We start from the raw sequence: 23,920 nt of genomic DNA, 5'->3' as shown, positions 1-23,920 counted from the left end.
GCGGGGTCCGGCCTCCCCGCCTACCGTGAAGATCATGACCTCACCGCGGACCGCCCTGCTCCCCCGCCCCCGGTCCGCGTAGCGGTCCCCTTACGAGACCCGGCCCCGCAGGCCCGTGACCGCCGCCTTCCGCGTCCTCGTGTGCGGGGCGGCGGTCACCGGACTGGCCATCGACCTGGGCACCGGGCCCCCGCTCCAGGTCCTGAGCTACTTCACGATCCAGGCGAACATCCTGGTCGCCGTCACCTTCGGCTGGTCGGCGCACCGCGTCTGAACGACCGGGACCGGCATCCGGCCCTCCTTCGCCCACGTCCACGCGGTCTGGATAATGCACACCGTTTCGCGCCGCCCACCCAGAAAGCTTCACGACACCAACGTATTCACAGAGAACACCGCACATCCACCAAAAAAATAGGGACAGTTGTCTACCCCTCGGCGTACCTGGCCTTCGCCCTGACCCGGGGCGCTCTCCTCTCCCCCGACACCGACCCCCCGCTACCCGTATCCCTTCCTCGACGTCGACACCTACGACTACGCCGGAGTCCTGACCAACGCCCTTGGCCCTGGGCCTGCTCTTCACCGCCGTGGCCACACTGCTGATCGGCCTGGACCGCATCCGCCCCACGGCCTGGGGACCCCCTGCCCCCGCCAAAACCGGATTTCGCCTCCAGCCGTGGGTGGGCTAAAGTAATCGATGTCGCCGGGAGACCGCGTGACATCGGGGTGTAGCGCAGCTTGGCAGCGCGCTTCGTTCGGGACGAAGAGGTCGTGGGTTCAAATCCCGCCACCCCGACAGCTGAAACACCAGGTCAGGGGCCTGATCCACTTAGTGGATCAGGCCCCTGACTCGTTTCTGGGGGCGTCTTGGGAGCCGTTTGGGAGCCGATCTCAGGATCCGGCTCCCAGGGAGCCGCCGTTGAGCCTGCCGAGCAGAACCTCGACGCGACACCTACGGGAACGGACGCCCGGCAGAGCCTCCCCGCGGTCAAGCAGCGGACTCCACCCCTGGGGCGGAATCCTCCGGCGGGTCGAGGAGTCTGAAAGCGCAGTCTCCCGGACGCCGCCCCAAGCGCTGGACCATGAGAGCGCCGAGGAGCGCTGTCCCCGGGCCACACACCGGTCCCGCATCCGTGCCGACATAGAACAAACCGTTCTCGTCCGGCTTCCGGCCCTCGTGCTCGGTGCCGGCGGCCAGCGCGAGGCAGAAGCCGAGGAGATCGACGCGCAGGCCGACGGCCAGGTCACCTCGAAGGAACACCAGCGGGTGTGCCAGCCCTTCACTGTCGTAGCCGGCGGAGACGACGGCACCCAGCCCGTCGGGTAGCGGGTACATCTCCTCAGGGATGTCCTCCACTACGCCCTTCATGTCGACGGCAGCAAGCTTCAGGAGCTCCATGAGGACCTCTTCGTCGCTCCGCCACCCGTCCTTCGGCGCCCAGTTTCCATCCTTGTAGAGATGGAGGACATCGGCCGTCGCGTCCGGCGGGTCTCCCAGCACCAAGTCCGCCAACACGTCGCTCGGCTCCTTCACCACTACACCTTGGCCTTCTCGCTGCGGCCAGAGGACCAGGTGAGGAAAGGGACGGTGAATGTATCGAGCGAGAAGCGACCGGATGGCAACCGACAGTTCTTGCTCGCTGAGGCCGGGGCGCACCAGCACGCAGATCCGGTCTGGAAGGACGGCCAATGCAGCCTGCATGCCGTGCTGCCCGAGGTCGATCTCGACTGCCTGTGTGTTCATCACATCCAGCAGTACCGGCAGTTCCAATGCCCAGGCGTCATGCGCTCGGATCCTGCCCTCCCCATGGGTTCCCTCGGGTGCGACTTGCACTGCTTGCTTCTGCATAAGGTTCCCTTCCTTCGTTTGAACCGGGTCACCCAGTCTTGGTCCGGTTCACAGCGAGGAAGGCGTAAAGTCGTGAAACGCCTTGTCGTGCGCATCGCGCCTGCCACGCTCACAAGCGGCAGGTCGCATTCAGGCGAATTGATCCCACAGGAACCCCTCGTAGGGAACCTGAGCGAATTTCTTGATACAGGTTGTGCTGACGCGAGCACACACGGTACGACCGTGCCATGCACCGTTGGTCGCCACTCAATGATCGCCAGCTGGTCCTGCTCACCCGCATTGGGGAGGGGACGGAACCTGTTACCTCAGACAGCCCGGAACTTGCCGCCACCGCTCACGCCCTCAAGGGGCGGGGCTTGATCATCATGCCGAAGCAGGGCGGAAGGTGGCAGGCGGACATCACCAACGACGGACGTTTCTACTTGGAGCACGGGCACCACCCGGACCGGCCGGAGCGGACTCCACGCAGGCAGCGTTCGGCGACCCCCAAGCTGACACCACAGGCTGGCCCTCCCAGCCGACAGGCAGCACCCTCGTCTGCGGCTGCGAAGCCCTCGCGCCCCTCACCGGCCGCAATTGGCGCGGCCCTGATCACCCAAGTGCAGGAGGCCGGCCGCTTCCTCCGCATCCCGAACCCGAGCGACGGGGAGCGGGCGCGCTACCGGCGAGCATTCGATGCTGCGCGTCAATGCGCCCCCGAGGGGTACCACCTCAAGCACACGGGGCGGGAGAGGGGTGATTTCGTTCTCGGCCTGCTCAGGGTGACCGGCGAGGACGACACCGAATGGAATCGGATTCGCCTGGCTCGTAGCCGCGTGATCACCGGCGTTGAGGACGTGGTCGCAGCGGTCACCACAGACCACAGTGCCTTTGAGATCTCCGAGGAGGTCCTCCCCCGGGTGATCGCACTGCTCCGTCTCCTCACCGAGCAGGCCCTCGTTCGCCATGGCGAGATCGCGGTGTCCAAGAAGCGCAGGCAGGCGCGCCCCCTGCTGACGGTCCACGGCAGGACGTACGAGGTCAGCTTCCGCGAGCGGCAGAAGCAGGTCAGGTACGTGCCCAAGCAACCGGGCCGGCGTACGTACGACTGGCAGCGGGTTACTCCGGCGAACCGGTCCGAGCCGTCCGGCGAGCTGGAACTGCATCTCAGCCAGCACTCGGGCTACAGCTACGGATCCGGATGGAAGAAGGACTGGGCCGACACCGCCAAGAAGTCGCTGGAGGACCAAATCGGTTCGGTCTTCCGCGCGCTCAAGGCACACGCCGAGGAGGAGGAACGGGCTCGGTTGGAGCGCGAGGCTCAGCAGCGGCGGCTGCGGGAGGAGCGGGAAGCGGAGCAACTGCGACTGCGTGAGGAGCGGGAGCGGAAGGAGAAAGAGCGCCGCCTACAGGAAGCGGAGGAGATGCAGCGCAGGCAGCAGGAGTGGGAGGCCGCTGTCAGCGTCGCGACGATCAAGGCCGTGGACGCGGTGCGGGTCGAGCGCTTCAGTACGGCCTTGGAGCACTGGCGGACTGCGGGGGAGATCAGGGATTTCTGCTCAGCGCTGGACAAGGCCGCTGCCACGTCGAGCGACGATCTCGACGCCGAAAGGCTGCGGGAGTGGTCGGCGTGGGGGAAGGCCGAGGCCGAGCGGCTCGACCCCACTGTGCGCGGCAGGGGACTTACCGGCCACGGCTTCCATGCGCAGCCGACGGGCGACCAGCTGCGGCCGTTTCTCGACGGCTGGCACCCGCAGCGTCCCGAGAGAGTGGAGTCGGTGAAGGAGAAGCCTCAGGTGGAAGTCGCGTCACCCAAGCCGGAGCCGGACCGGCGGCACGACTTCAGCGACGAACGTCTGGATCAAGGCTGGAGATATGGACGCCCAGCTCGCGCTCAATGGTGGAGGCGATGAAGCCGTGTCCGCGGTCACGTAGGGTCGTCACCGCCCGCTCGACCAGTTTCCCGAGCCGGATGACCTCCGCCCGCAGGGCGACCAGTTCGTCATAGCGCTCGGACTTGTCCTCGCCGCACCAGGCCCGCACGGTCCTCAGGACGGTCGCTTCGGCGTCCAGCTTGCGGTCATCGCGACGGCTGTAGGAGGAATACCAAGAACCCTGGGCACGTTCCTGCTCAAGGCTCTGCTGTTTGCGGTCCACCTCCGGCAGGATCGTGTCGGCGAGACGTTCGGCCACATGGCGGGCGAGACGTTCAGTGACTGCCCAACCTGCAAGGCAGTGGCCGTCGCGGTTCTCGCGGACCGCAGAATCGTCCCGCAGTTTCGCGGGGTCCATACCGACGAGCGGTGCGGTCTCATCCAGTCGGCCCATGTCCAGGATGCCGGCGTCCTGGACGCCTCGCCGGAGGCGCAGTTTGCTCTTCGGTCTGACGAACCCGAGGATCAGCCGCGCGGCCTCGAACTCCGTGCTGCCCCTCACGTGTCGCGACGCCTCGGCCAACGCCAACTCCGCCGCGTCGTCTGCGTGGAACTCTTCGGCCTCCGCCCACGGAACCACGAGGCACGCGGGGTTGACCCATTCCTGTAGCCCGGCGGCGTCACCGTCAAGGAACCGCACGTGGACCCCGCCCGTTCTGCCGGGGCCGCCGACACGAACAATCTCTACCTGGTGAACCGCGCTGCCCAGGTCCTTCGGCCTCACGCGATACGCCCAGTGCTCACCCATTTCCATGCGCCTATTGAGCCAGGTCTGCTGGCACCAGCGCCCGCCGATTCACCAAAACCACCAGGCGGAATCGAGCAAGCGCCCCAGGTTCCGTCGGCGTGGTCAGGATCGGTGGGTAGTCCCATCCCTTCGAGCGACGACGAAGCGCTCGTACGCCTGCACCCCCGTGGGGCACAGGCGTAACTCGCTACCGGTGTTACTCCAGGCCGCGTGCTTGCCTGCGTACGTGCAGAAGGTCGCGGAGCACGCGCACCGATGATGTGGGACACATAGCCAGCCGCGAGTCGAGAGCTGCCTCCCACTGCTCTGTCATCCCGGCCATCAGCCGCTTGCGCATGCCCGACGTGACGTGGGCATAACGCGCCGACACAGAGCCGTCGATGTGGCCCATGCGCTGGTCCATCAGGACCTTCTCGGTGCCGAGGTCCTCCATCACGGTCCTGTGGGTGTGGCGCAGTCCGTGAGGCGTGAGGCCCTTCGCGATCGGGAGCCAGCAGGCGTCGGCCCGGTTGCCGGCGCCGCGTCCCCGTACGGGGACGCCGGGCCAAGGCTCGCCGAGCAGAGGAACGGGGCGCGCCTCCTGCGGGGCCTTCTTCGGGTACCAGCCTGACACCGCCGGGGTGAACAGCCAGGTCCCGAAGCCGTTCCTGCGCCAGTGAGCGGCATGTTCCGCCACGACTCCGCCACGCACGAACCCGAGGTCGTTGACGGCCCTCTCCACCCGTATTCGGGTGGCTTCGGCGACGCGATCAGGGTGGTTGAGGACGTTGGACACCGTTCCCGTGGAGACCTCGGCCCGGCGCGCGACGTCGACGAGTTTCGCGCCCTGGTGCCCTCCGGTACGAGCCACGCCCTGGCCACGGAAGACGTAGGTCCTGCCGTGGCAGGGGCAGGGTGTCGGCTTCGTGCGGGCAACATGGTTGGCGACCAGGGCGGACAGCCAGTCCATCGAGTCGAGGGTGCGATAGCTGTCGTCCTTGGGCGGGCAGCGCACCATCTCACCCGAGTCGAGCTCGTACAGCTGCCACTCGACACGGACGGAGCCGGCGCGAACGAACTCGGTCTCCAGGCCGACGACTTCGCCCCAGCGCATGCCGGTGTACCCCTTGAGGACCACGGCGACGAACTCGTCGTCGCGGCCGGACAGCAGGGCTGCCCGCTCGGCGGTGAGCAGGATGCCGAGCGGATCGGTGACGACCTTCTCGGGGCCTCGGTCACGGGAGCGGCCCGCGCGCTTGCCCCGCCCGCGTCGCCTGGTCGCCGGGTTCGACGTGATCAGCCCTTCGTCGATCGCGTCCTCGAAGATCAGGTGGAACGTGGAGCGCCAGGTCTTCACGCTGGAGGCCGCGTACAGCGCCCTCTCCTTCTTCTCCCACCGGTCGACGTCCGAGCGCAGGATGCCGACGAGGGCATGGTCCTCGAAGTCGGGGAGGAGGTGCTCCTCGATGTGGCGCTTGTAGTTCTGCATGGTCGAGGCGGCCAGATCCTGGTCCGCGTACCAGCGGCTCGCGTACTCGCCGAACGTCTCCTGCCCCAGGGCGGGGTCGCGCCAGTCGCCGCGTCGGTACTTGTTCTCGGCCTCGCTCGCCGAGCGTTGGGCCTCGCCCTTGGTGGCGAACTTGATCGTCTTGCCTTGCTCGTCGACGACCGTGAGGTGCTTGCCGGGAGCGGTCTTGTATCGGGCACGCCAGTAGCTTCCGCGCTTCTCCGCGAAACCCAAGTACGTTTCCTTCCTCTTCGGTGCGGCGTTCTACGCGGCGGTGTCGAATGCGGCTCGGTCGGTTCGGCGCGGTGGCCTGGCGCGCAGGCGGCCGGAGGTTGCACCCGGCTCGGGGGCGCCGGAGCGTCGGGCAGGTGCCGCAGGCGGGGTGCCGGGGGACGGAGGCCGGGCAGCGATGGTCGGTCGCTCCTCGTGGAGGCGGATGATCTCGGCGAGATGGGCGGCGGTGAAGCGGTAGGCACGGCCCACTCGGGCGAAGGGGATCTGGCGACGGCGGGCGCGGTCCTTGACCCACCAGGCGGAGCAGCCGAGTACGGCGGCGACCTCGTCGGGGCGGTAGAGGCGGGCCGGTGCGACCTCGGCGCCTGTTTGCTCAGCCACGCGGGATCGCCTCCTTCGCGGTCTGGCGGCGGAAGGGCGACGAGGCAGGGGGAATGGCCTCTTGGCGCAAGGGGGTTCCTTCTCTGGCGCGGTGGTGTGACCCGTGACGCGCCGGTTGATCGTTTGGTACGGGTGAGGTGATGTGAGCGGACGCTGCAGGGTGTTGGCCCACCCGGACAGCGCTGCGAGGGCTTCGCTAACTCGTCTCGGCGAGCAGCGTGAGCGGCGAGACGTCGAGGGCGGCTGCGATGGCGACGAGGTCGTCGACGTCGCAGCGGCGCTGCCGGCATTCGATGCGGGACAGCATCGTGATGGTCATGGGGCGGCCGAGCGCGGTCACCCTTTCGGCCAGCTGGCGCTGAGCGAATCCGCGCGCTGCGCGGGAACGGGTAATGGCTTGGGCGGTCAGCACGCCGGCCGGACCAATTCCCAGGGGGATTTCAGGCATGCGTCTGTTGTAGCTCCGCATTGCCGGTTTGGGTAACCGGCGATCTGCTGCTATGTTCCACGTCTTTTTTGTCAGATCTGGGTCCCCTGGATCCCGCGAGCGACGCAACATAGACCGGAATCCGCCGCTGACCAAATCCCTATGCTCATCCGGGAGGCGCACCACCTCCGACTGACCTGACGTGGGTCGTTGCATCACACGGTCACGTCAGACCGATCGCCGATGCAGGCAGACGGCGTTTCACCAGTCGCCCCATTTGTGCCGCTTCTAGGTCAACCGCTAATTCGGGTCTACCGTTATAGGGAAGCCGCGCACGACGCGTTCGCCGAGAGCTGTTTGCTTTCTCGGCGGAATGCTGGACTTGTGCGGGGAGGGTGTGGCTGTCTTGGCCATGCACCCGGAACACCTTGCGACTCCGAGCACATGAAAACCCCCGGCGGGCCAACGCCGGGGGTCAGGGAGTCCCTACCGATATCGCCCGTACCTGAACGATCAAGACGGTGGCGGTCACAACGCCACCGGGTGAGGAACCGTCTATGCCCCAACAAGCTACAGCCCTCGCGGCCGTAGTCGCATCCTCGTCGTCGAAGTCGCCTGCTCTGCCCACGAAGGCGGGGCGATAGGTATGGCGCGGATACGCACGATCAAGCCGGAAGCCTTCATCTCCGAGTCGCTCGCCGCGGTGAGCGTCCACGCCGAGCGGACCTTCTTCGGCCTCCTCACCCAGGCAGACGACCACGGCCGCTTCCGCGACCAGGCCGCTGTCATCGCCGGCGCCCTGTGGTCCCTCCGCCCCGAACACGGCCCCCTGGAGGTCGAGGACGACCTCACACAGCTCGACGGCGCCGGTCTGGTCTGCCGGTACGAGGGTGACGACGGCAAGCGCTACCTGCACATCGTCACCTGGGCCCGCCACCAGAAGATCAACCGGCCGAGCGGCAGTCGCTGCCCGTCCTGCCCGCGTCATCAGGGAAGCCGGTCTACCGAGTCGGCCACACCTGTTCACGGTGTCCTCCGTGAACATGCCGCGAGCCCTCACCGTGGAGCACCTGAGGGGTCCGGTGAATGTAGCGAGCCGTCCGTGAACCGGGAAGTTGCAGGTCAGTCTCTCTGTTCCCTTCGGGTGCGCCTTGCTGGCGTGAAAACATGGCTGCGGCGCCTGCCCGCCGATGCCGGTAGCTCGTTGGGACGTTGAGCCCGTAGGTCAGTCTGGTGCCGGGGCCGCAGAGGGGCCACGCACTGTTGCCATCGAGCACGCCGGTCAGATTCTCGCTCCCCCCGCGGCCCCTTGGGCAGGCGTCATCCCGTACGGATCAAGGCTTGGGAGTGGCGCATGAGGGACACCGACGACAGTGGTGGCATGGAGGAGATCGAGCAGGCCGAGGAGCTCGTGGCCCGTGTCGCGGCGATCGATATCGCCAAGGCGTCGGGCATGGTGTGTGTGCGGATGCCGCACGAGGACAAGCCCGGCAAGCGCGTGCAGCGGGTCTTCAACACCGTCGCGACCAGCGGCGCGATCCTGGACCTGGCCGACCACCTGATCTGCCAGGGCGTCACCCGGGTGGTGATGGAGGCCACCTCGACGTACTGGAAGCCGTACTTCTTTCTGCTGGAATCGCGTGGTCTGGAGTGCTGGCTGGTCAACGCCCGTGACGTCAAGAACGTCCCCGGCCGGCCCAAGACCGACCGCCTGGACGCGGTCTGGCTGGCCAAACTCACCGAACGCGGCATGCTCCGGCCCTCGTTCGTGCCCCCGAAACCAGTCCGTGAACTGCGCGACCTGACCCGGGCCCGGGCGGTCATGACCCATGAGCGCACCCGCCACAAGCAGCGCACCGAGAAACTCCTCGAGGACGCCCAGATCAAGCTGTCCACCGTGATCTCCGACATCTTCGGCGTCTCCGGACGCGCGATGCTGGAAGCCCTGATCGCGGGCGAACGCAGTCCGAAGGCGTTGGCGGACCTCGCCCACGGCACGATCAAGGCCAGCCACGCCACCCTGGCCGAGGCCCTGACCGGCCGATTCGAAGAGCATCACGGGTTCATGTGCCGGATGCTGCTGGACACCGTCGACTACCTCACCGTGCAGATCGACAAGCTCACCGCCCGTATCACCGTGCGCCTGGCCGAGCTGTCCACCGCCGAGGACGGCGAAGGCCCCGGACAGGGCACCCTCATGCCGATCACCGACACCGAGCGCCTCGACGAGATCCCCGGCGTCGGCCCCCATACCGCGCAGGTCATCCTCGCCGAGATCGGCCCGGACATGTCGGTCTTCCCCACCGCCGGACACCTGGTGTCCTGGGCGAAACTCTCCCCGCGCACCCTCCAGTCCGGTGGCAAGAACACCTCCGGGCCCACCGGCAAGGGCAACCCCTGGCTCCGCGGCGCCCTCGGCGAAGCAGCGATCTCCGCCGCACGGACCGACACCTTCCTCGGCGCCCGCTACCGCAGGATCGTCAAACGCCGAGGCCACATGAAAGCCCTCGTCGCCGTCGCCCGCTCCATCCTGGTGTCCGTCTGGCACCTCATGAACGACCCGACCGCCCGCTACCGAGACCTCGGAGCCGACTTCCACACCCGCAATCTCGACCCGAACCGCAAGAGCCGAGACCTCGTCCGCCAACTCAAGGCCCTCGGCCACGACGTCACCCTCACCCCGGCAACCGCCTGACACACGAACCCACCCGCACCGCACCGAAACAGCCCCCCGACCGTCACCGCCGAGGGGCTACCCCGCCATACCCACCTGACCGTTGAGTTTTCCGGTCAGGGCAATTTCAGTGAGCCCTCACCACAACGCCGGGAGATGGCGGTGAGGGATCAGGTTCCGGATCTAGGACCTAGGATCCTGGATCTAGCATCACCTCCGGTGGGGAGCGCCAGCGCTCCCGCACCACCGACCGTCTCGGGGTCGATCTCGGCCAGGGACCTGGTCGGCGAGTACGTCGCCTCCTGCGAACACCGCCCGCCCAGCGACGTACTGGGCCGCCTCGGCAAGATGACCGGCAAACTGCTCGGCGAAGGCATCTCGGCCGAGCACATCCGCGCCGGGATGAGCCGTATGCGGGCCAAGGGCCTGTCCGCGAACCTGCTGCCGAGCCTGGTCAACGAGGCAATGAACACCCCTCAGGCAGCTGCCGCCCCGCACCGCGCGTGGACCAACCCGGCATCCGCTGACGTCGAGGCGGCCTACGGAGGCCAGCTGTGACCACAGCCACCACCAGCCGGGAACCGCAGCGCATCAGTTCCCTGGCAGCCCGCCTCGACACGATCCTCACCGACCGGGGCATCGACGCGACCGCCGCCCCCGCCGAGGCGCCCTCGGAGCGGGTGACCGCACTGGAACTGGCCGAGGCACGCATCCCACCTCGCTACCGCGACGCCCTCGCCGGTCACGAGCAGGTTGCCGCCTGGGTTGACGAAGTGGCCCTCGCCGCGCGGCCCGGCCCTAGCGGCACCCGGGGCATCGCGCTCGGACCGTCCCTGCTGATCGCCGGCCCCACCGGCACCGGCAAGACGCACCAGGCGTACGGCGCGGTGCGGTCGCTGCTGACCGCCGGTGTGCGACTGCGGTGGGAAGCCGCCACTACTGCCGACCTGTACGCCCGCCTGCGCCCACGCGCCGGCCACGACGCCGAGCGAGACCTCGCCACTCTCAGCACCTGCCCGCTGCTGATCCTGGACGACCTCGGCGCGGCCAAGCAATCGGAGTGGACCGAGGAGATCACGTACCGGCTGATCAACCGCCGCTACACGGATCTACTCCCCACGCTCCTCACGACCAATCTGCCGACCGCCGCGTTGCGCGACGCCGTCGGCGACCGCGTCGCCTCCCGTCTCGCCGAGATGACCACGACCGTCGTCCTCACCGGCGCAGACCGCAGACGCCGGCCCCGCGCCTGACCGCACGGCGCCGACCCCCCTCACTCCTTGCCCACGCCGCCCGTCCGCGCCCACGCCTACCCAAACGGCGCGGCGGGCCTCTCTGGAGACCCCTGTATGACGCCACTCGCCCTGCCCGCATTCGGGCACTGGACCTCAACGTCTCTCACGCTTACCGCCCTCCTGGGCACTTGCACGATGCTGCTGGTCGGCTTCCTGATCTGCCGGCGCACTACCCGGAACCGCAGCAAGCACCAGCCCGGAACGCCTGCGGTCAGGGTCGCCGCACTGGCCGCGGTCGGCTGTACCGCCTACAGTGCTGACACCAGCTGGCGGTTCGCCGCCGACTACCTGGACATGAGCGGTACCACCGAGCGCATCGCGATGTTCGCCGCGGCCGAACTCGCCCTCTTCGCCACGGCGCTGCTCGCGCGGCAGAACCTGCACGGGCCCAAGCAGGCACCCGGCCTGCCCGGAACCCTGACCTGGGTGATCACCGCTGTACAGGTGATCCCCGCGTACGCAGAGTCAGGCGTGGTCGGCGGCACAGTGCGAGCCTTCGTCGGCCCGATCATGGCCGCACTGCTCTGGCATCAGGCCATGGGCATCGAACTGCGCATCCGCACACCCGAGGGCGCTTCCCACAGCGTGCTCGCCCGGGTCGGGCGCGAAGCACGCGAGCGCCTTCTCTCCCGCCTCGGCATCGCCGCACGCGATCGTGATGCCTCTCAGATCACCCGCGACCGGGCCACCCGCAAGGCCGTCGCCCTGGCCTCCCATCTCGCGGAGCGAACCCAGAAGCAGCGCGCCGGCTGGCGAGGTCGGCGCACTTCACGACGGCTTTCACAGGCCATCGGCCAAGCCGCGGTGGGCATCGACCAGCATCAACGCGAAGTGCTGCTGCAGCAGCTCGCCGTCCGCCGTCACGCGGCAGCGCTGGCCACCATCGAACTCGCATCGCCTTGGACTGCTTCCACGCTGGACGGTGGCGCGACGCATCGCGGCGAGACGACAACGCTCCGGCGCGGCCAGCCGAGTGCCGACTACGCCTTGCAGGGCGAGAAGGCCACGGAACACCCCGCCTCCCGCCTGCGCTCCGAGCTCCTGCCTCCTCGATCCGTGCAGAACCGACTTCCCCTGCACGATTCGGCCCCCGCTCGCGAGACCACCGAGCCGGCCCCCGAGGTCGACGTCCCCGCCGCGCAACGCTACGGACGTCCTCCCGGCGCCGAAATGGAGCAACTGCTCGCGATCGGCCGCAGGGCCATCGCTACGCACGGAACAGCCACTCGCGCCGTGCTGCGAAACGCCATTCGCGCGGCCGAGCTCACCATCTCCGAAGACCGGCTCACCGAACTCAAGGCCCTTCTAGCCGCAGAGCCGGACGCCAAGAGCGGCATCCCGTCGGGCTGACCGGATATCCGGTCAGCCCCCGAACGCCCGCACGGGGCCTGTGGACCAGCCACTCCGTCTGGTCCACGGGCCCGCCTCATTCGCACCGCTATGCCAGGTACGCACGGCCCTCCCCCGCGCTCTCCCACTCGAACCAGCGGGAGGCGGGGCTGCTGCCCGTTCGTCGGCCCGGTGCGCTCGCCCCTCCCCAACCAGGAGCTGATCTCCATACAGGATTCGTACCCCAACAGCCCCGTGCACCAGAACGCGACCCACACCACGCCAACCCAAAGCGGAGCAAGTTGGAGGTTCGGACACTCCCCCGCAGGGGGAGCGTCCGAACCCAGCCCCGCCCCGGGGGTGGCGGGGTCCGACCAGCGCCAGGGGGCGCCGGTCGGGAGGGCTGCGACCGAGGGCGGATCGCAGCCAGGTACTGCCGTCCGCAAGCGCCGGCCCAAGGGGAAATCGCGCCCGCGTGACAAGAAGCAGCGCCCCGCCCAGAGCGTCCGCCTCAGCGAACGCGAACACAGCATCATCCAGGCCAGCGCCGACGCCGTCGGCATGAGCATCGCCGGATTCCTCGCCCATTCCGCCCTGGCCGCCGCCCGCGACCAGACCCGCACCGCCGCAGCCATCGCCGCCGACCACGACATCCTCACCGAGCTGTTTGCCACGGGCCGAAAACTCGGCTGGGCCGGCAGCAACCTCAACCAGATGACCAAGACCCTCAATTCGGGCGGCGACGTCGCCCACATCGAAGAAACCCTCGCCGACGTCCGCCGCGCGGCCACGGCCACCAAGGCGGCCGTCGAGCGGATCAACAACGGCCAGAAAGAAGAGACCGCTTGATCCCCCGTATCCACAAGCAAGGCAGCAGCACCCGCGGGCTGCTCAACTACCTCTACGGCAAGGGCACCCGCGACGAGCACGTCGATCCGCACCTGGTCGCCTCCTTCGACTACCTGATGGCACCTGACCCCGGTCGGGACCCCTCCGCGACGAAGGAGGACCTCCAGCGGCTTCTCGACCAGCCACTGCACCTCCTCGACGAAGGCCAGCGGCCCGACCAGCACGTGTGGCACTGCTCCGTTCGCGCCGCAGCCACCGACCGCGTCCTGAGCGACGAGGAGTGGGGCGACATCGCCCGCCGCATCGTGGCGGCCACCGGCATCGACTCCGGCGGCGCAGACGACGCCGGGTGCCGGTGGGCCGCAGTCCGCCACGCCGACGACCACATCCACATCATCGCCACCCTCGTACGTGAGGACGGCCGCCGCCCCGACCACCACCGCTCCGGCCAACGTGCCCAGGCCGAAGCCCGGCTCATCGAAGCCGACTACGACCTGCACCGCGTCACCCCCGGCGACGGCACCGCAGCCAAACGCCCCACCAGCGCCGAACGCCACAAGGCCGAACGTCAAGGGCGGGAGCGCACGGCGCGGGAGAAGCTGCGCGAGGCTGTGCGCGGCGCATCAGCTGGCGCTGCCTCCACGGACGAGTTCTTCGACCGCCTGGCCGCCGACGGCCTACTGGTCCGCAAGCGGATCGCACCATCAGGCGACCTGCTCGGGTACAAGCTCGCGCTTCCTGACGACCGCAACAAGGACGCCGAACCAGTCTTCTATGCCGGCTCCACACTCTCCCCCGACCTGTCCCTGCCCCGCCTACGCGAACGCTGGTCCCAGCGCACGGCGGTGGGCTCCGAGGGCGAGCCCGCGCCGGTGCAGCCCGCCCTGCCGCCGGTGACCCATCCCGCGTTCGCTCGGCGCCGAGCGGCGGCTGCCAGCTGGCAGGCCCTGCTGATCATCGATCACGGCGACGACGGCACGGCAGCAGCGCAGATCGCCGCAGCAGGGGAGGTCCTGGACGCGCTCTCCAAGACCTCTGCCGCCCACACACGCGCCGAACTCCGGCAGGCAGCCTTCGTGTTCGAGAGGGCCAGCCGCTCCCATGTGCGCGCCGTACGCGGGCACGACCGTGCCCTGCGACAGGCCGCCCATGACCTCGTCCACAGCGGCCCCGCCCTCGGCCGCGGCGAAGACGGAGCCGCCACCGCCATGCTCATCGACATGGCCTTCTTCCTCGCCGTCACCGCGGCGAACTGGCACGCCAGAAGGCATCACGGCCAGCAGGCAGCCTCCGCCGAACAGGCCGCCGAGCACCTCCGCGCCGCCTACCAAGCTGCTGCGGAACACCCCATGGCCGCCCTCCGGGAGCGAGGCCAGCGCCTGAGTCCGCGCATGCGGCAGCGACAAGTCGAGCTCCTTCACCGTGTTCTTCCCGAACTGAGCGATCAAGTACGGGCGGAGCCCGGCTGGCCGGCACTGGCCACCACCCTCGCCGAGGCGCAGCAGGCCGGCCATGACCCGGCAGCTCTGCTCGCCGACGCCACGCGACGGCGTGAACTCGACACCGCCTCGTCCATCAGCGACGTCCTCGTCTGGCGCCTGCGCCGCAGCGCCCACCTCCCCGCAGCACCCGAGAGCCGCCAGGGTGCCCCCGCCCGAGACAACCGACGTACGCCGCCCGCGACGCTCACAGCACCGTCGGCGGCCACAGCGGCGAGCGACCTCAGCCGCCGCCGCTGACCGGGCGAGCGGCGGAATATAGCCGACGATCGCCGGTTGGGGAAACCGGCAATTCTCCAGACCCTTGTTGCACGCCCCCGGCCGGTTTCCATGAGGAGCACTTGCATGCCAAAAACTGAAGTCCAACCCTCCGTCGTCGCCCTTCTCTGCGACTCGGACTTCAAGTACCGACCCGACACCAACACATGGACTCACCGCGATGGCCGTCCGTTCAGCAAGGAAGAACAAGCCCTTGCCCTCACGGCCACTCGCGCCGACCTTGAAGAGGTGCAGCAACAGCTGGCGCGATACCGAAAGTACCGAAAGACGGTGGATGAAGCGCCGGAATCACTGGTGCGCTTTCTCGCTCCGTTCATGTCGCAGCTCACCGAAAGCAAGCTTGGCAACGCCGTCAAACTCATGGGTGAGGACGACCGGCTGGAGCTCGACCGACTGCTCGGCCTCGTGACCGAGCCGGTCCGTCGCTTCGCTCCGTACGCCTTCTGACGCCGAGCCGCGTCACTTGGTGGCGGGGTAAAGGCGGGAGCGACGGCTTCGGATACTCCCCGGCCTCCGATCATTCACGGTAGATCCCACGTCTGATTCGACCGAAGCCCGGCAGTCGCCAGGCACAGCGCGCAGGTGACGCCGAAGCAGAACAGCACGAGGCCGGGCCTCCCGACAAGGGAGGCCCGGCCTCGCTGCTTGGTCAGCTCCTCAGCCCGCCGGAGCGCACATAAGCCGGTCCTTTGTACTCTCGGGCAGCACCCGGCGGAGTACCGGTGTGCTGGAGCTGAGGGACGTGGCGAATGCGGCGACGAGGTCATGCGGCACGCCGGCACTGAACGAAGCAGCCCACAGGTACGGTGCGCCCATGGCGAGTTCAGCCCACGCCTGCCAACCCATCGGCCCGCACCCGTCTGTCCCTTCGGTCAGAACGCGAGGATCTGCATCCTGGATGAGGGGCGGCACCTCGCCGAAACTGAGGCGGGAGGTGAAGGTGGGGTGCATCGCCACTGTATGAGGCTGGTCAGCGTCGCGGAGCCAGCCGTGCCCAATGACCGCGTCGAGGACCGCCGCGGGGCCGATGGACGCGGCGGTGGGCCGTTCGCACGCGTCGAGTGCGAAGAGGAGGTCGGTGACGGCCTCACCCGGGACATCGGGGGTGAAGTAGGCAGACCATTCCGCCAGCGGGCTCATCACGCTCGGACGGGCGGAGACCTGCCAAGCGACGGGCAGACCACCGAGGTGGAACGGCTCGTCCGGCAGCACCCACTGGGCCCAACGGAGGGCGTCGGGGCTGATGTGGAGCACTGTGCTCCGAACGACCTGTCGTTCGCTCGGCGCCTCGTTGGGCACCTGCCTTCCCCGCACGAGCACGAGACTCGTCCAGCCGAGGCCGGCGAGTGCATCCGCGACGACGTCGTAGAGACATCCGTCGTCACCGGCCAGATGTCGGGGGCCGACCCAGTAGGCGGGCGGGGCACCTCGGTTCGGCATGGACGGGTTCGGCGAAGGGTTGGGATACAGGGGCGCCTCCAAGGGCTGGGAGTGTTCTGCCGCCAACGGCGGTGCAGCGACGCCTGGGCGGGAGCTTCCGGCGCGGGGCCGATGGCCGCCCGGGTCAGATATGCAACGCAGCTGTCCGGGCCTTAGCCGTTGAGGGTGATCCGGTGATCACAGGACACGCGATCATGGCGCATGACGCTTTGACCTGCTGTTCTGCAAGGTCGTCCACGTTGACATGCTCCAGCGGCCGTTGGCCAGTGCTCGGCGGCTCTTTCCTGTCTGCTCGCGGCGAACTGGGCACTCCCCACCCGTTGGGGGCCTCACGAACCGTGACGCGTTCTCACGACCTTGGCCTCGAACGCGGCATCAGACGGAAGCCCTCAGCTCAGCGGCCTGTGGCGGTGGCACCGTCCGGGCTGGTGATGTCCGGGAAGAGGACCAACCGGTGGTACCGCTCGCCCGCCCTACTGCCGCACCTGAATCAGCGCGTGCGTGCCACTGGTACGCCAGGCGTCCCCGGAGCGCTCGAGAGCGTCCAACGTTCCCTCTTCCAGGCCGACGATGACGTCGGACTTCAGGGTCCGGAGCGCCGCGACGGCCCCCGGGAAGTACGTGGTGAGATCGGCGAAGGACGCCGTGGCGTCCCACAACTGGTCGCCCACCAGACGACGGTAGTTGAGGTCGCCCTTCAGGATGGTGAGCGCGGCGCTCTCGAACTCGCCGCGAAGGTCCTCGGGCATCTCCCCGTACGGCTGAGGAGCGCAGAAGAACGGGTGGGTTCGGACCTCCAGGGTTCCTGCCGCCATGGCCTTCCACAGCCGGCCGCCGATCCGGCCGGCCTCACCCGGTGCCTCGACGAGGCGACGGAGGCAGTCGACGACGTCAGCCGTCATCGCGTCGGAGACGTAGTAGGGGTAGGGCTTCACGTGAAGCACAACCCGGTCGGCATGCCGCTGTTCGAGGAGGTGGTCGATGAGGATCAGGTCGGGGATCAGCTCTCGACCCGCGTTGTCCGCCACCACGGCGACCGTAGAGCCGGCTCCGACCGGCAGGAGCTGCCACAGCAGGACGCTGTCGTCGGCGACCAACGCGGGGGCGGCGGTATCTCCGACCTCCGGTCCCCCTGCCGCGACGCGGAAGCCGAGGTCCGCGCGGTTGCCCCAGAGCGAGGCTTGGACCAGGGCCGTGGCCCGCTCCTCGGCCGGCACGTTCGCGAGCGCGTCCAGGGCGCGCAGCTCCTCTTCCACCGCGTCGCCTCCCAGTTCGGCCTTCTTGAACGGCGCGAACGGATCGACTCCCCGCCATGGGCCGGTGCCGAAGTACCCGACCGCACCGAGGAGCCTTCGGTAGAAGTAGCTCTCCGCCCACAGGAACGGAGCGTCGTACCAGGAGCGGCCGAAGTGCTCCTGCCCCGAGACCGCCCAGCGCTCGTGGTCGCGTTCCGCGGGGGCAAGTGGTTCGACAACACCGTTGGTGATCTCGTCCAGCAGGGCGTCGAGGGCCTCGTGCTGGCGTCGGCTGTACGGGAACGCGTCTCGCACCTGCTGGACAAGAGCAGGGTGGCGCTTGGCCAGCACACCCCAGGCGAACGAACCGGCCTCGTTGCTCAGGATGACCGGAGCATTCGACGCGGCGGCCGATGTGGAGGTACGAGCCGCCTCTTCGCCCGAGGCGCGGGAGGTCTTCTCTGTCATGGTGTCCAAGCCCTTCGTTTCTCGCTCATGTGTCCGTGATCCCCAGGGCGACGACGCCGGCCGCGCTCCCCACCAGCACTTCGCCCGTCCTGGGTTCGAATGCCGCGCAGTGCAGTGAGGCGTCCACCCTGACCTTGGCTATCTGTCGCTGCTCGCCGAGCGACCAGAGGCGCACCGTTCCGTCCGCCGCGGCGGATACCAGGCGGTCCTCGTCGCTCGTGAACCCGAGCATGAGGATGCGGCCCGTGTGGCCGGAGAGGTGGGAGGCGAAGCGGTCCGTCCCCAGATGCCGTACCGCGATATCGCCGGTTCCCGCCCCGACCGCCACTCGGTTGCCCGATCCGTCCACGGTGACGGCGCGAGCCCACCCGCTGGGGCTGCTGAAGCGGCTCCGGAACTCCCCCGTGGTGGCGTGCCACACGCGTACGGAACCGTCGCCACCACAGGCGGCCAGGAGGTCTCCGGCGTCGTCGAAGGAGAGCGAGCGTAGGCGTCCGGCGTGCACGTCCTGGCTCCACAGCGGAGTCCCGGTGGGGAGATCCCAGCACCGTATGTGTCCGTCCCCCGTGCTCGCGGCGACCCGGGGCGTCGCACGGGCCATCGCCACGGCCCACGTGCGCGGGGTGTCCTGGTTCAGGGTGAGTGACCAGGCCGTGTCGAGCAGTGACCAGACCCTGACCGCCCCGTCGCCGCACGCCGCGGCGATGTGTTCCTCTCCGCAGGCCAGGGACCAGACGCGTCCGTGGGCCGCCGGGAGCCTCCGGCTGACTGTCGCGGTCGTGGTGTCGATGACCCCGACGCCGCCGACGCCGTCGCCGACCACGGCGGTGCGTCCGCCGGCCGCGAACTGTGTGGACCACACGGTGTTCGAGCCGTCGGCCAGGGTCCTCAGCCTGCTCTTCCCCACAGCCCAGACGCGAATGGCGCCGTCCTCGCATCCGGCGACCACCGTGCCGTCTCCCGTTCCGGCGAGTGAGCGCACCCAGTCCACTCCCGGCGGTAGCTGGGTCTCGCCCACTGGGCTCTCCGCCGAGAACGCCTGGATTCTCGGCTCTTCCGTGGCGGCCACGACCAAGTCGTCGTGTGCGGCCAGGACGACGGCGCGCACGCGCGCCTTGAGATCGGTGATCCTGCGCACAAGGGCGAGTCGTCCGTCAGCCGCGTCCCACACGGCCACGGAGCGGTCGCCGGAACCGGAGGCCAGGAGGGAGGAGCCCGGGGCGAAGGCCACGGAGCGGACCCAGTCCCGGTGTGCCGCGCGTTCGTCCAGGAGGCGGCCGGTGCGCAGGTCGAAGAGGCGGACGAACTCGTCCTCGCCGGCCACGGCCACGAGCGAGTCGGAGTCGCCGCCGATCGCCACGGACCAGACGGGGGTGCCGGCCGCCCGCATCGTACGCAGGAGCACGAGCCGCTCCAGGTCCCACACGCATACGGCGCCGTCCTCGGCACCGGAGACCAGGACGCGGTCGACCGGGGAGAAGGCGAGACTGCGGATACGACGGTTGTGCCCCGGCAGCACCCCTACAGGTTCGCCGGTGTCCGTGCGCCAGAGCCGGATCGCTCCGTCGTCCCCCGCCGAAGCGAGGACCATCCCGTCCGCGGAGAGCGCGGTGGCGAACACCCAGCCGGTGTGGGCCTCGTGGGCTCGGAGGAGTCGGCCCGTGTTCAGGTTCCACAGCCTGACCACCCCGTCCTCGCCGCCCGACGCCACGAGGTCGTGGACGGCGGCCACGCTGACTACCGCACCGATGTGACCGCGCTCCGTCGCCGCAGCGGGGCGCTCCTCCGGGGGCAGCAACCACTTCGGGGCGAGCACTGTCCCCTCCCCCGCAGCGTTTTCCAGGAACCGGGTGGCCTCGGGCAAAGATGCGCGGCGCAGCACGATCGAGAGCGTCGAGGCGATGTCGGCCGGGGTCTCCAGCCCGTTCAGCAGATATCCGGCGCCGGTCAGGGCACGGGCGGTCGCCCACACCTGATGCTGCGGGTGGCCCACCTCATGCCGCCCGGGCAGGGCGTCGAGCACGGCGGCGTCCGCGGTCAGCGACTGGTGTCCGACGAGCGCGACCTTGCGCATGACGTACGTCGGCGAGGCCAGCAGGCTGACGAGCTCGGCGTCGAGGCCAGCCTCACACAGGTGGTAGGGAAGGTGGCGCCACAGATACCCCTCCGTCTCGTCCAGGGTCTCCCAGGCGCCGCCCGTGTGCTGCCGGTACGCCTCCACCAGGGATCGGTGAAGGGCCGCCCACCGATCACCGACCAGATGGCGCAGGTAGGACCGGAACACGTCGTGCACCACGATGGCGTTCCGGTCGGCGAGGTACGCGCTGATCAGGGACCGGTCGGACAGCACCCTGCAGAACTGCCGCACCACGTGCGGATCCCATCCGTTCGCGGTGCCCCACCAGTCGGTGAGGACCGACATGGGAATCGGCACCGACGGAGGGAACACGGCCAGCGAGAGATACCGGTCCCGCAGGTCGGTGCGCCCGGCGATCGAGACGCTCTCCGCGAGGCTGCGGAGGCTGGACTCAAGCGCCTGCCCGATGGCGTTCTTGCGCTGGTCGGAGTCCCAGACGTCGAAAGCCTGAGGGCCGTACGCGCGGATAGTCGCGCTCGTCTCCGTGACGACGCGATCAGCCGGGGCACCGGAGCCGACCTCCTGCGAGACGTTCGCCCCGACGATCGACGCGAGCAGGGGCCACCCTCCGCACACGCCGGCGAGGCGGGCGGCCTCGGCGTGGTCCAGAGTCCCGACGTTGCGGACGAGCAGCTCCCGGATCTCGCCCGGGGCCATGGGCCCCAGGCGTACGACTCGCGCGGAGCTGGGGCACACGCGCACGTTCCTCGTGGTCACGAGCCGTACGCAGTCATCGCCACCGAGCAGGAAAGGGCCGAGGTCGGTGGCGGACCAGACGTTGTCGACGACGAGGAGCGCACGTCGCCCCTGGAGCAGACGGGCGAGGTGGAAGCCGGCCTGCTCCGGGTCCGCGAGGGACGGGCGATCGCCGTCGAGGTGTACGCACAGGTCGGATATCAGCTCGACGACCCTGGCGGCCGTGCATCCCTCGCCGGTCTCCACCCAGAGGATCTCCGAGAAGGAGTCCCGGAGGCGGGGGTCGTGACAGACCTGGGTGGCCAGCGTCGTCTTACCGAATCCACCAGGGCCGCACAGGGCGACCGTGGCGACGCTGTCGTCCTGCGACGCCTCCCGGAGGACGGAGACGAGCCCTTCGAGATCTTCTGACCTGTGCACCAAGCCGGGCTCCGGAACGGGTATCGGGAGGTAAGGGTCCGGTGCCGCCGAGACCGAGGGCGTTGGAACGCCGACGGAGTCCCAGAAGCGCTGCCGCACCTCCGCTTCGCTCCGTTCCAACGCCGTGTCGAGTAACGCCTGGGAGTCCGGTGCGACGACTATCTCCTCGCCCCGGGCCTCCCAGTTGGACACCGTCCGGTCGCTGACGCCGAGGTAGGACGCGAAGCCACGCACGCTCCGACGCGTCGCGAGCCGCAGAGCGCGCGCCTCCCGTCCGGTCCAGCGCTGCACTGTGGCCACCGAAGCTCCTTCGACCGACACCAACGACGGTAACAGCGTAGGGCGGTCTGACCAGCGGCGTAGGGCCTTCACTGCGACGGGAGTTCAGCACGGATGCGACACCCGGGCCATCCCGGCCAGGTCTGGCCGAGAACGCGCCCGCCGCCTGGCCAGCGGCGGTTATGCATCGCGAGTGCGACACCACGGCAGCCCGCTGCCCGCCGCAGCTCGGCAGTCTGCTCAACACGGAGCTCCACCGTTCCGCAGGCAGACGAGAGGTGTGGTTACACGATGGCCGAAGCGAAGGCACAGCAGCACGGTTCGGACGACTGGTCCGAACGGCAGATCGCCTACTACCGCGATCGAGCCGGCGAGTACGACGACACGTACAGCGACCGCATGAGCATGCCGCGGCTCGCGAAGGCCCTTGACGCGCTACCGGTCAGCGGTGACGTCCTGGAGCTCGCCTGCGGTACGGGCCAGTGGACCAGGTTGCTCCTCCCCCGGGCCCGCAGCCTGACCGCGCTGGACGCGGCACCGGAGATGCTCCGCCGGGCACGCGACCGTATGCGGGGCACCGCGACCCGTTTCATCGAAGCGGACATCTTCGAATGGGAGCCGGACCGCCAGTACGACACGGTGTTCTTCGCCTTCTGGCTCAGCCATGTGCCGCCGGTCGAGATGGAACCGTTCTGGGACCTGCTCCGGTGGGCGCTGGCGCCGGGCGGCCGTGTGGTGTTCCTCGATGACTCGTCGGCGAAGGCGCAGATCGAGGAACGGGTGGACGAGGCGCCGGTGCCGACCGTACGTCGCACCCTCTCCGACGGTTCCCGCCACGTCGCCGTGAAGGTGCTCCGGGACCCCGCCGACCTCACCTCCCAGCTGGATGGCCTGGGTTGGGACGCCCACGTCGAGACGATCGACGCGTTCCATCTGTCCGGTGTGGCCCGCCCCAGGGAGGGCGCGTGATCGCGGTCAACGGATACGCGGCCCGGCCCAGCGTGCGCGCCGGCGAGGTGGTGCGCCTGCACATCTCCACCACCGCCCCCAGCTTCCACGTCGACTTCTACCGCTGGGGAGCCACACCGCAGCATGTGGGACACGTCGAGTGGCCCGGCCGTGCCGCGTCCTCCGGACGTTTCGACGCCGACTGGCGGTGGCCCGCGTACGAGTTCCTCGTACCCCCGGAGTGGCGGTCCGGTGTCTACATCGCGGTCCTGGGCACGGAGCGCCCGTCCGGCACTCCGCCGCTGGACGCCAGGGAGGGGCGCGTCCTCCTCGTCGTCACTCCCTCCGCGCCCTCCGGCCGCGGGATCCTCTACAAGATCCCGACGTTCACCTACCAGGCGTACAACACAGCGGGCGGCGGCAGCCTCTACAGTGCCTCCCAGATCACGACACGCCGTCCCGGGGGCGGTGTAGGCGGACCGGTGAAGGGCCTGCCGGACGCGTACGACCCGTCGTCCCCCCGGCAGACGTTCGCTCATTGGGACGCCCACTTCATCGCGTGGATGGAACGGAACTGGATCGAGGCCGACTACTGCACCGACCTGGATCTCCACGAGGGCCTGTTCTTGCGTGACGGCTACCGTCTCCTGGTCTCCGCCGGTCACGACGAATACTGGAGCACCGAGACCCGACGCCACGTGACCGCCTTCCGTGACGCCGGCGGCCACATTGCCAACTTCGGTGCCAACACCTGCTGGTGGCGCGTCGGCGTCACTCCGGACGGGGCGGGGTTGTCCTGCGACAAGTTCCCGCCCGGCACCCCCGCCGGTACCGACCCGGACAGCTCGTACGGCTGCCCGGACCACTGGTGGGAGTCTGAGCCGGAGAACTCACTCCTGGGCGTGAGCTACCGCAACGGCGGTGGTCACTGGGACGGCACCCGTTCTCCCCGTGGCTTCATCGTCACGGACGCCGGGCACTGGGTGTTTTCGGGAAGTGGGCTGAGGACCGGCGACAGCCTCGGCCACGGTGGGGCGCTGATCGGCTACGAGTGCGACGGCGCGGCCTACGAGTACGACGAAGTCGGCCGACCGCGCCCCACCGGGCAGGACGGAACGCCGAAGGACTTCGAGATCCTCGGCTTGGCCGAGCTCCCCCCGGACTGGAACTCCGCCGCCCGTGAGCCCATGCCCAGCCCCCGGGCCGCCACCCTCGGCGTCTTCACAGCGGGCGGCACGGTTTTCACCGCCGCCACCACCGACTGGGCCCGCCTTCTGGCCACAGATCCCCAGGTCTCCGCGGTCACCCGCAATGTCATCACCCGGCTCTCCTGACCG

General features: G+C 69.0%; 19 protein-coding genes, 1 tRNA gene and 1 pseudogene. 13 read left to right on the top strand and 8 right to left on the bottom strand.

Going from position 1 to position 23,920, the window contains the following annotated elements; translation table 11 throughout:
* Nucleotides 1–115: 115 nt before the first annotated feature.
* Both F0344_RS19310 and F0344_RS19305 read left to right on the top strand, forming a co-directional pair.
* The gene (locus F0344_RS19310) at nt 116–274 is read left to right on the top strand and encodes a hypothetical protein (protein WP_185299967.1); all 159 of its coding nucleotides are present in this window, start codon (nt 116–118) and stop codon (nt 272–274) included.
* Between the two features lie 445 nt (nt 275–719).
* Nucleotides 720–793: transfer RNA gene (locus F0344_RS19305), tRNA-Pro, on the top strand.
* Nucleotides 794–985: 192 nt separating this feature from the next.
* On the opposite strand, the gene F0344_RS19300 is transcribed toward F0344_RS19305, so the two are convergent.
* On the bottom strand, nt 986–1,846 hold the full coding sequence (locus tag F0344_RS19300) for a hypothetical protein (protein WP_185299966.1): 861 nt from the start codon (nt 1,844–1,846) through the stop codon (nt 986–988).
* Between the two features lie 815 nt (nt 1,847–2,661).
* Here F0344_RS19300 and F0344_RS35920 point away from each other — a divergent pair.
* Entirely contained in the window at nt 2,662–3,738 is a 1,077-nt protein-coding gene (locus F0344_RS35920; RefSeq protein WP_258050005.1) for a hypothetical protein, read from the top strand.
* On the opposite strand, the gene F0344_RS19290 is transcribed toward F0344_RS35920, so the two are convergent.
* The 4 genes from F0344_RS19290 to F0344_RS19275 all read right to left on the bottom strand — a co-directional run bounded on the left by F0344_RS19290 (nt 3,668) and on the right by F0344_RS19275 (nt 7,056).
* Entirely contained in the window at nt 3,668–4,513 is an 846-nt protein-coding gene (locus tag F0344_RS19290) for a PE-PGRS family protein (RefSeq protein ID WP_185299964.1), read from the bottom strand. The two genes, F0344_RS35920 and F0344_RS19290, sit on opposite strands and share 71 nt — an antisense overlap.
* Before the next feature lie 190 nt (nt 4,514–4,703).
* Nucleotides 4,704–6,227, bottom strand: coding sequence for a LacI family DNA-binding transcriptional regulator (locus F0344_RS19285; RefSeq protein ID WP_185299963.1), 1,524 nt, complete (start codon nt 6,225–6,227; stop codon nt 4,704–4,706).
* 30 nt (nt 6,228–6,257) lie between these two features.
* Nucleotides 6,258–6,608 carry a helix-turn-helix domain-containing protein gene (locus F0344_RS19280; protein ID WP_185299962.1) on the bottom strand — a complete coding sequence of 117 codons (351 nt, stop codon included), beginning with the start codon at nt 6,606–6,608 and terminating at the stop codon, nt 6,258–6,260.
* A gap of 196 nt (nt 6,609–6,804) precedes the next feature.
* Entirely contained in the window at nt 6,805–7,056 is a 252-nt protein-coding gene (locus F0344_RS19275) for a helix-turn-helix domain-containing protein (protein ID WP_032791520.1), read from the bottom strand.
* A 625-nt stretch (nt 7,057–7,681) separates the two neighbouring features.
* On the opposite strand from F0344_RS19275, the pseudogene F0344_RS19270 reads away from it, so the two are divergent.
* The 8 genes and pseudogenes from F0344_RS19270 to F0344_RS19235 form a co-directional block, all read left to right on the top strand.
* Nucleotides 7,682–8,161 (top strand): annotated as a pseudogene (locus tag F0344_RS19270) (hypothetical protein); the annotation flags it as partial.
* 228 nt (nt 8,162–8,389) lie between these two features.
* The gene (locus F0344_RS19265; RefSeq protein ID WP_258050003.1) at nt 8,390–9,730 is read left to right on the top strand and encodes an IS110 family transposase; all 1,341 of its coding nucleotides are present in this window, start codon (nt 8,390–8,392) and stop codon (nt 9,728–9,730) included.
* 198 nt (nt 9,731–9,928) lie between these two features.
* Nucleotides 9,929–10,267 (top strand): hypothetical protein, encoded by a 339-nt coding sequence (locus tag F0344_RS19260; RefSeq protein WP_374940104.1) that lies wholly within the window; start codon nt 9,929–9,931, stop codon nt 10,265–10,267.
* On the top strand, nt 10,264–10,962 hold the full coding sequence (locus tag F0344_RS19255; RefSeq protein WP_185299961.1) for an ATP-binding protein: 699 nt from the start codon (nt 10,264–10,266) through the stop codon (nt 10,960–10,962). Before F0344_RS19260 ends, F0344_RS19255 begins: the two co-directional genes overlap by 4 nt.
* 177 nt (nt 10,963–11,139) lie before the next feature.
* Nucleotides 11,140–12,354, top strand: a complete 1,215-nt coding sequence (locus tag F0344_RS19250) for a hypothetical protein (RefSeq protein WP_374940103.1) — start codon at nt 11,140–11,142, stop codon at nt 12,352–12,354.
* Nucleotides 12,355–12,693: 339 nt separating this feature from the next.
* The gene (locus F0344_RS19245; protein ID WP_185299960.1) at nt 12,694–13,182 is read left to right on the top strand and encodes a plasmid mobilization protein; all 489 of its coding nucleotides are present in this window, start codon (nt 12,694–12,696) and stop codon (nt 13,180–13,182) included.
* On the top strand, nt 13,179–14,921 hold the full coding sequence (locus F0344_RS19240; protein ID WP_185299959.1) for a relaxase/mobilization nuclease domain-containing protein: 1,743 nt from the start codon (nt 13,179–13,181) through the stop codon (nt 14,919–14,921). Before F0344_RS19245 ends, F0344_RS19240 begins: the two co-directional genes overlap by 4 nt.
* A gap of 105 nt (nt 14,922–15,026) precedes the next feature.
* Nucleotides 15,027–15,407, top strand: a complete 381-nt coding sequence (locus tag F0344_RS19235; protein ID WP_185299958.1) for a hypothetical protein — start codon at nt 15,027–15,029, stop codon at nt 15,405–15,407.
* A 210-nt stretch (nt 15,408–15,617) separates the two neighbouring features.
* Here the strand turns inward: F0344_RS19235 and F0344_RS19230 are convergent, their stop codons facing one another.
* The 3 genes from F0344_RS19230 to F0344_RS19220 form a co-directional block, all read right to left on the bottom strand.
* A complete protein-coding gene (locus tag F0344_RS19230) occupies nt 15,618–16,442 on the bottom strand; it encodes a DUF317 domain-containing protein (protein ID WP_185299957.1) in 825 nt (274 codons plus the stop codon).
* A 431-nt stretch (nt 16,443–16,873) separates the two neighbouring features.
* Nucleotides 16,874–18,103 carry a damage-control phosphatase ARMT1 family protein gene (locus F0344_RS19225; protein ID WP_185299956.1) on the bottom strand — a complete coding sequence of 410 codons (1,230 nt, stop codon included), beginning with the start codon at nt 18,101–18,103 and terminating at the stop codon, nt 16,874–16,876.
* Nucleotides 18,104–18,128: 25 nt separating this feature from the next.
* Nucleotides 18,129–21,656, bottom strand: a complete 3,528-nt coding sequence (locus F0344_RS19220) for an NB-ARC domain-containing protein (RefSeq protein ID WP_185299955.1) — start codon at nt 21,654–21,656, stop codon at nt 18,129–18,131.
* Between the two features lie 270 nt (nt 21,657–21,926).
* Between F0344_RS19220 and F0344_RS19215 the strand changes: the two genes are divergently transcribed.
* On the top strand, nt 21,927–22,604 hold the full coding sequence (locus tag F0344_RS19215) for a class I SAM-dependent methyltransferase (RefSeq protein ID WP_185299954.1): 678 nt from the start codon (nt 21,927–21,929) through the stop codon (nt 22,602–22,604).
* Nucleotides 22,601–23,917, top strand: coding sequence for a N,N-dimethylformamidase beta subunit family domain-containing protein (locus F0344_RS19210; RefSeq protein ID WP_185299953.1), 1,317 nt, complete (start codon nt 22,601–22,603; stop codon nt 23,915–23,917). The genes F0344_RS19215 and F0344_RS19210 overlap by 4 nt, the downstream gene beginning before the upstream one ends.
* Nucleotides 23,918–23,920: the final 3 nt, after the last annotated feature.

The organism is Streptomyces finlayi (genome assembly GCF_014216315.1).
GTDB classification, from domain to species: Bacteria; Actinomycetota; Actinomycetes; order Streptomycetales; family Streptomycetaceae; genus Streptomyces; species Streptomyces finlayi_A.
The sequence above is the reverse complement of the archived record's forward strand: the minus strand, read 5'-3'. Positions and strand labels throughout refer to the sequence as shown.

Bases quoted from the DNA above. Each gene is read 5' to 3' on its own strand.
- F0344_RS19300 (WP_185299966.1), bottom strand. From the start codon at position 1,846: ATGCAGAAGCAAGCAGTGCAAGTCGCACCCGAGGGAACCCATGGGGAG.
- F0344_RS19290 (WP_185299964.1), bottom strand. From the start codon at position 4,513: ATGGAAATGGGTGAGCACTGGGCGTATCGCGTGAGGCCGAAGGACCTG.
- F0344_RS19275 (WP_032791520.1), bottom strand. From the start codon at position 7,056: ATGCCTGAAATCCCCCTGGGAATTGGTCCGGCCGGCGTGCTGACCGCC.
- F0344_RS19265 (WP_258050003.1), top strand. From the start codon at position 8,390: ATGAGGGACACCGACGACAGTGGTGGCATGGAGGAGATCGAGCAGGCC.
- F0344_RS19250 (WP_374940103.1), top strand. From the start codon at position 11,140: ATGCTGCTGGTCGGCTTCCTGATCTGCCGGCGCACTACCCGGAACCGC.
- F0344_RS19235 (WP_185299958.1), top strand. From the start codon at position 15,027: ATGCCAAAAACTGAAGTCCAACCCTCCGTCGTCGCCCTTCTCTGCGAC.
- F0344_RS19225 (WP_185299956.1), bottom strand. From the start codon at position 18,103: ATGACAGAGAAGACCTCCCGCGCCTCGGGCGAAGAGGCGGCTCGTACC.
- F0344_RS19215 (WP_185299954.1), top strand. From the start codon at position 21,927: ATGGCCGAAGCGAAGGCACAGCAGCACGGTTCGGACGACTGGTCCGAA.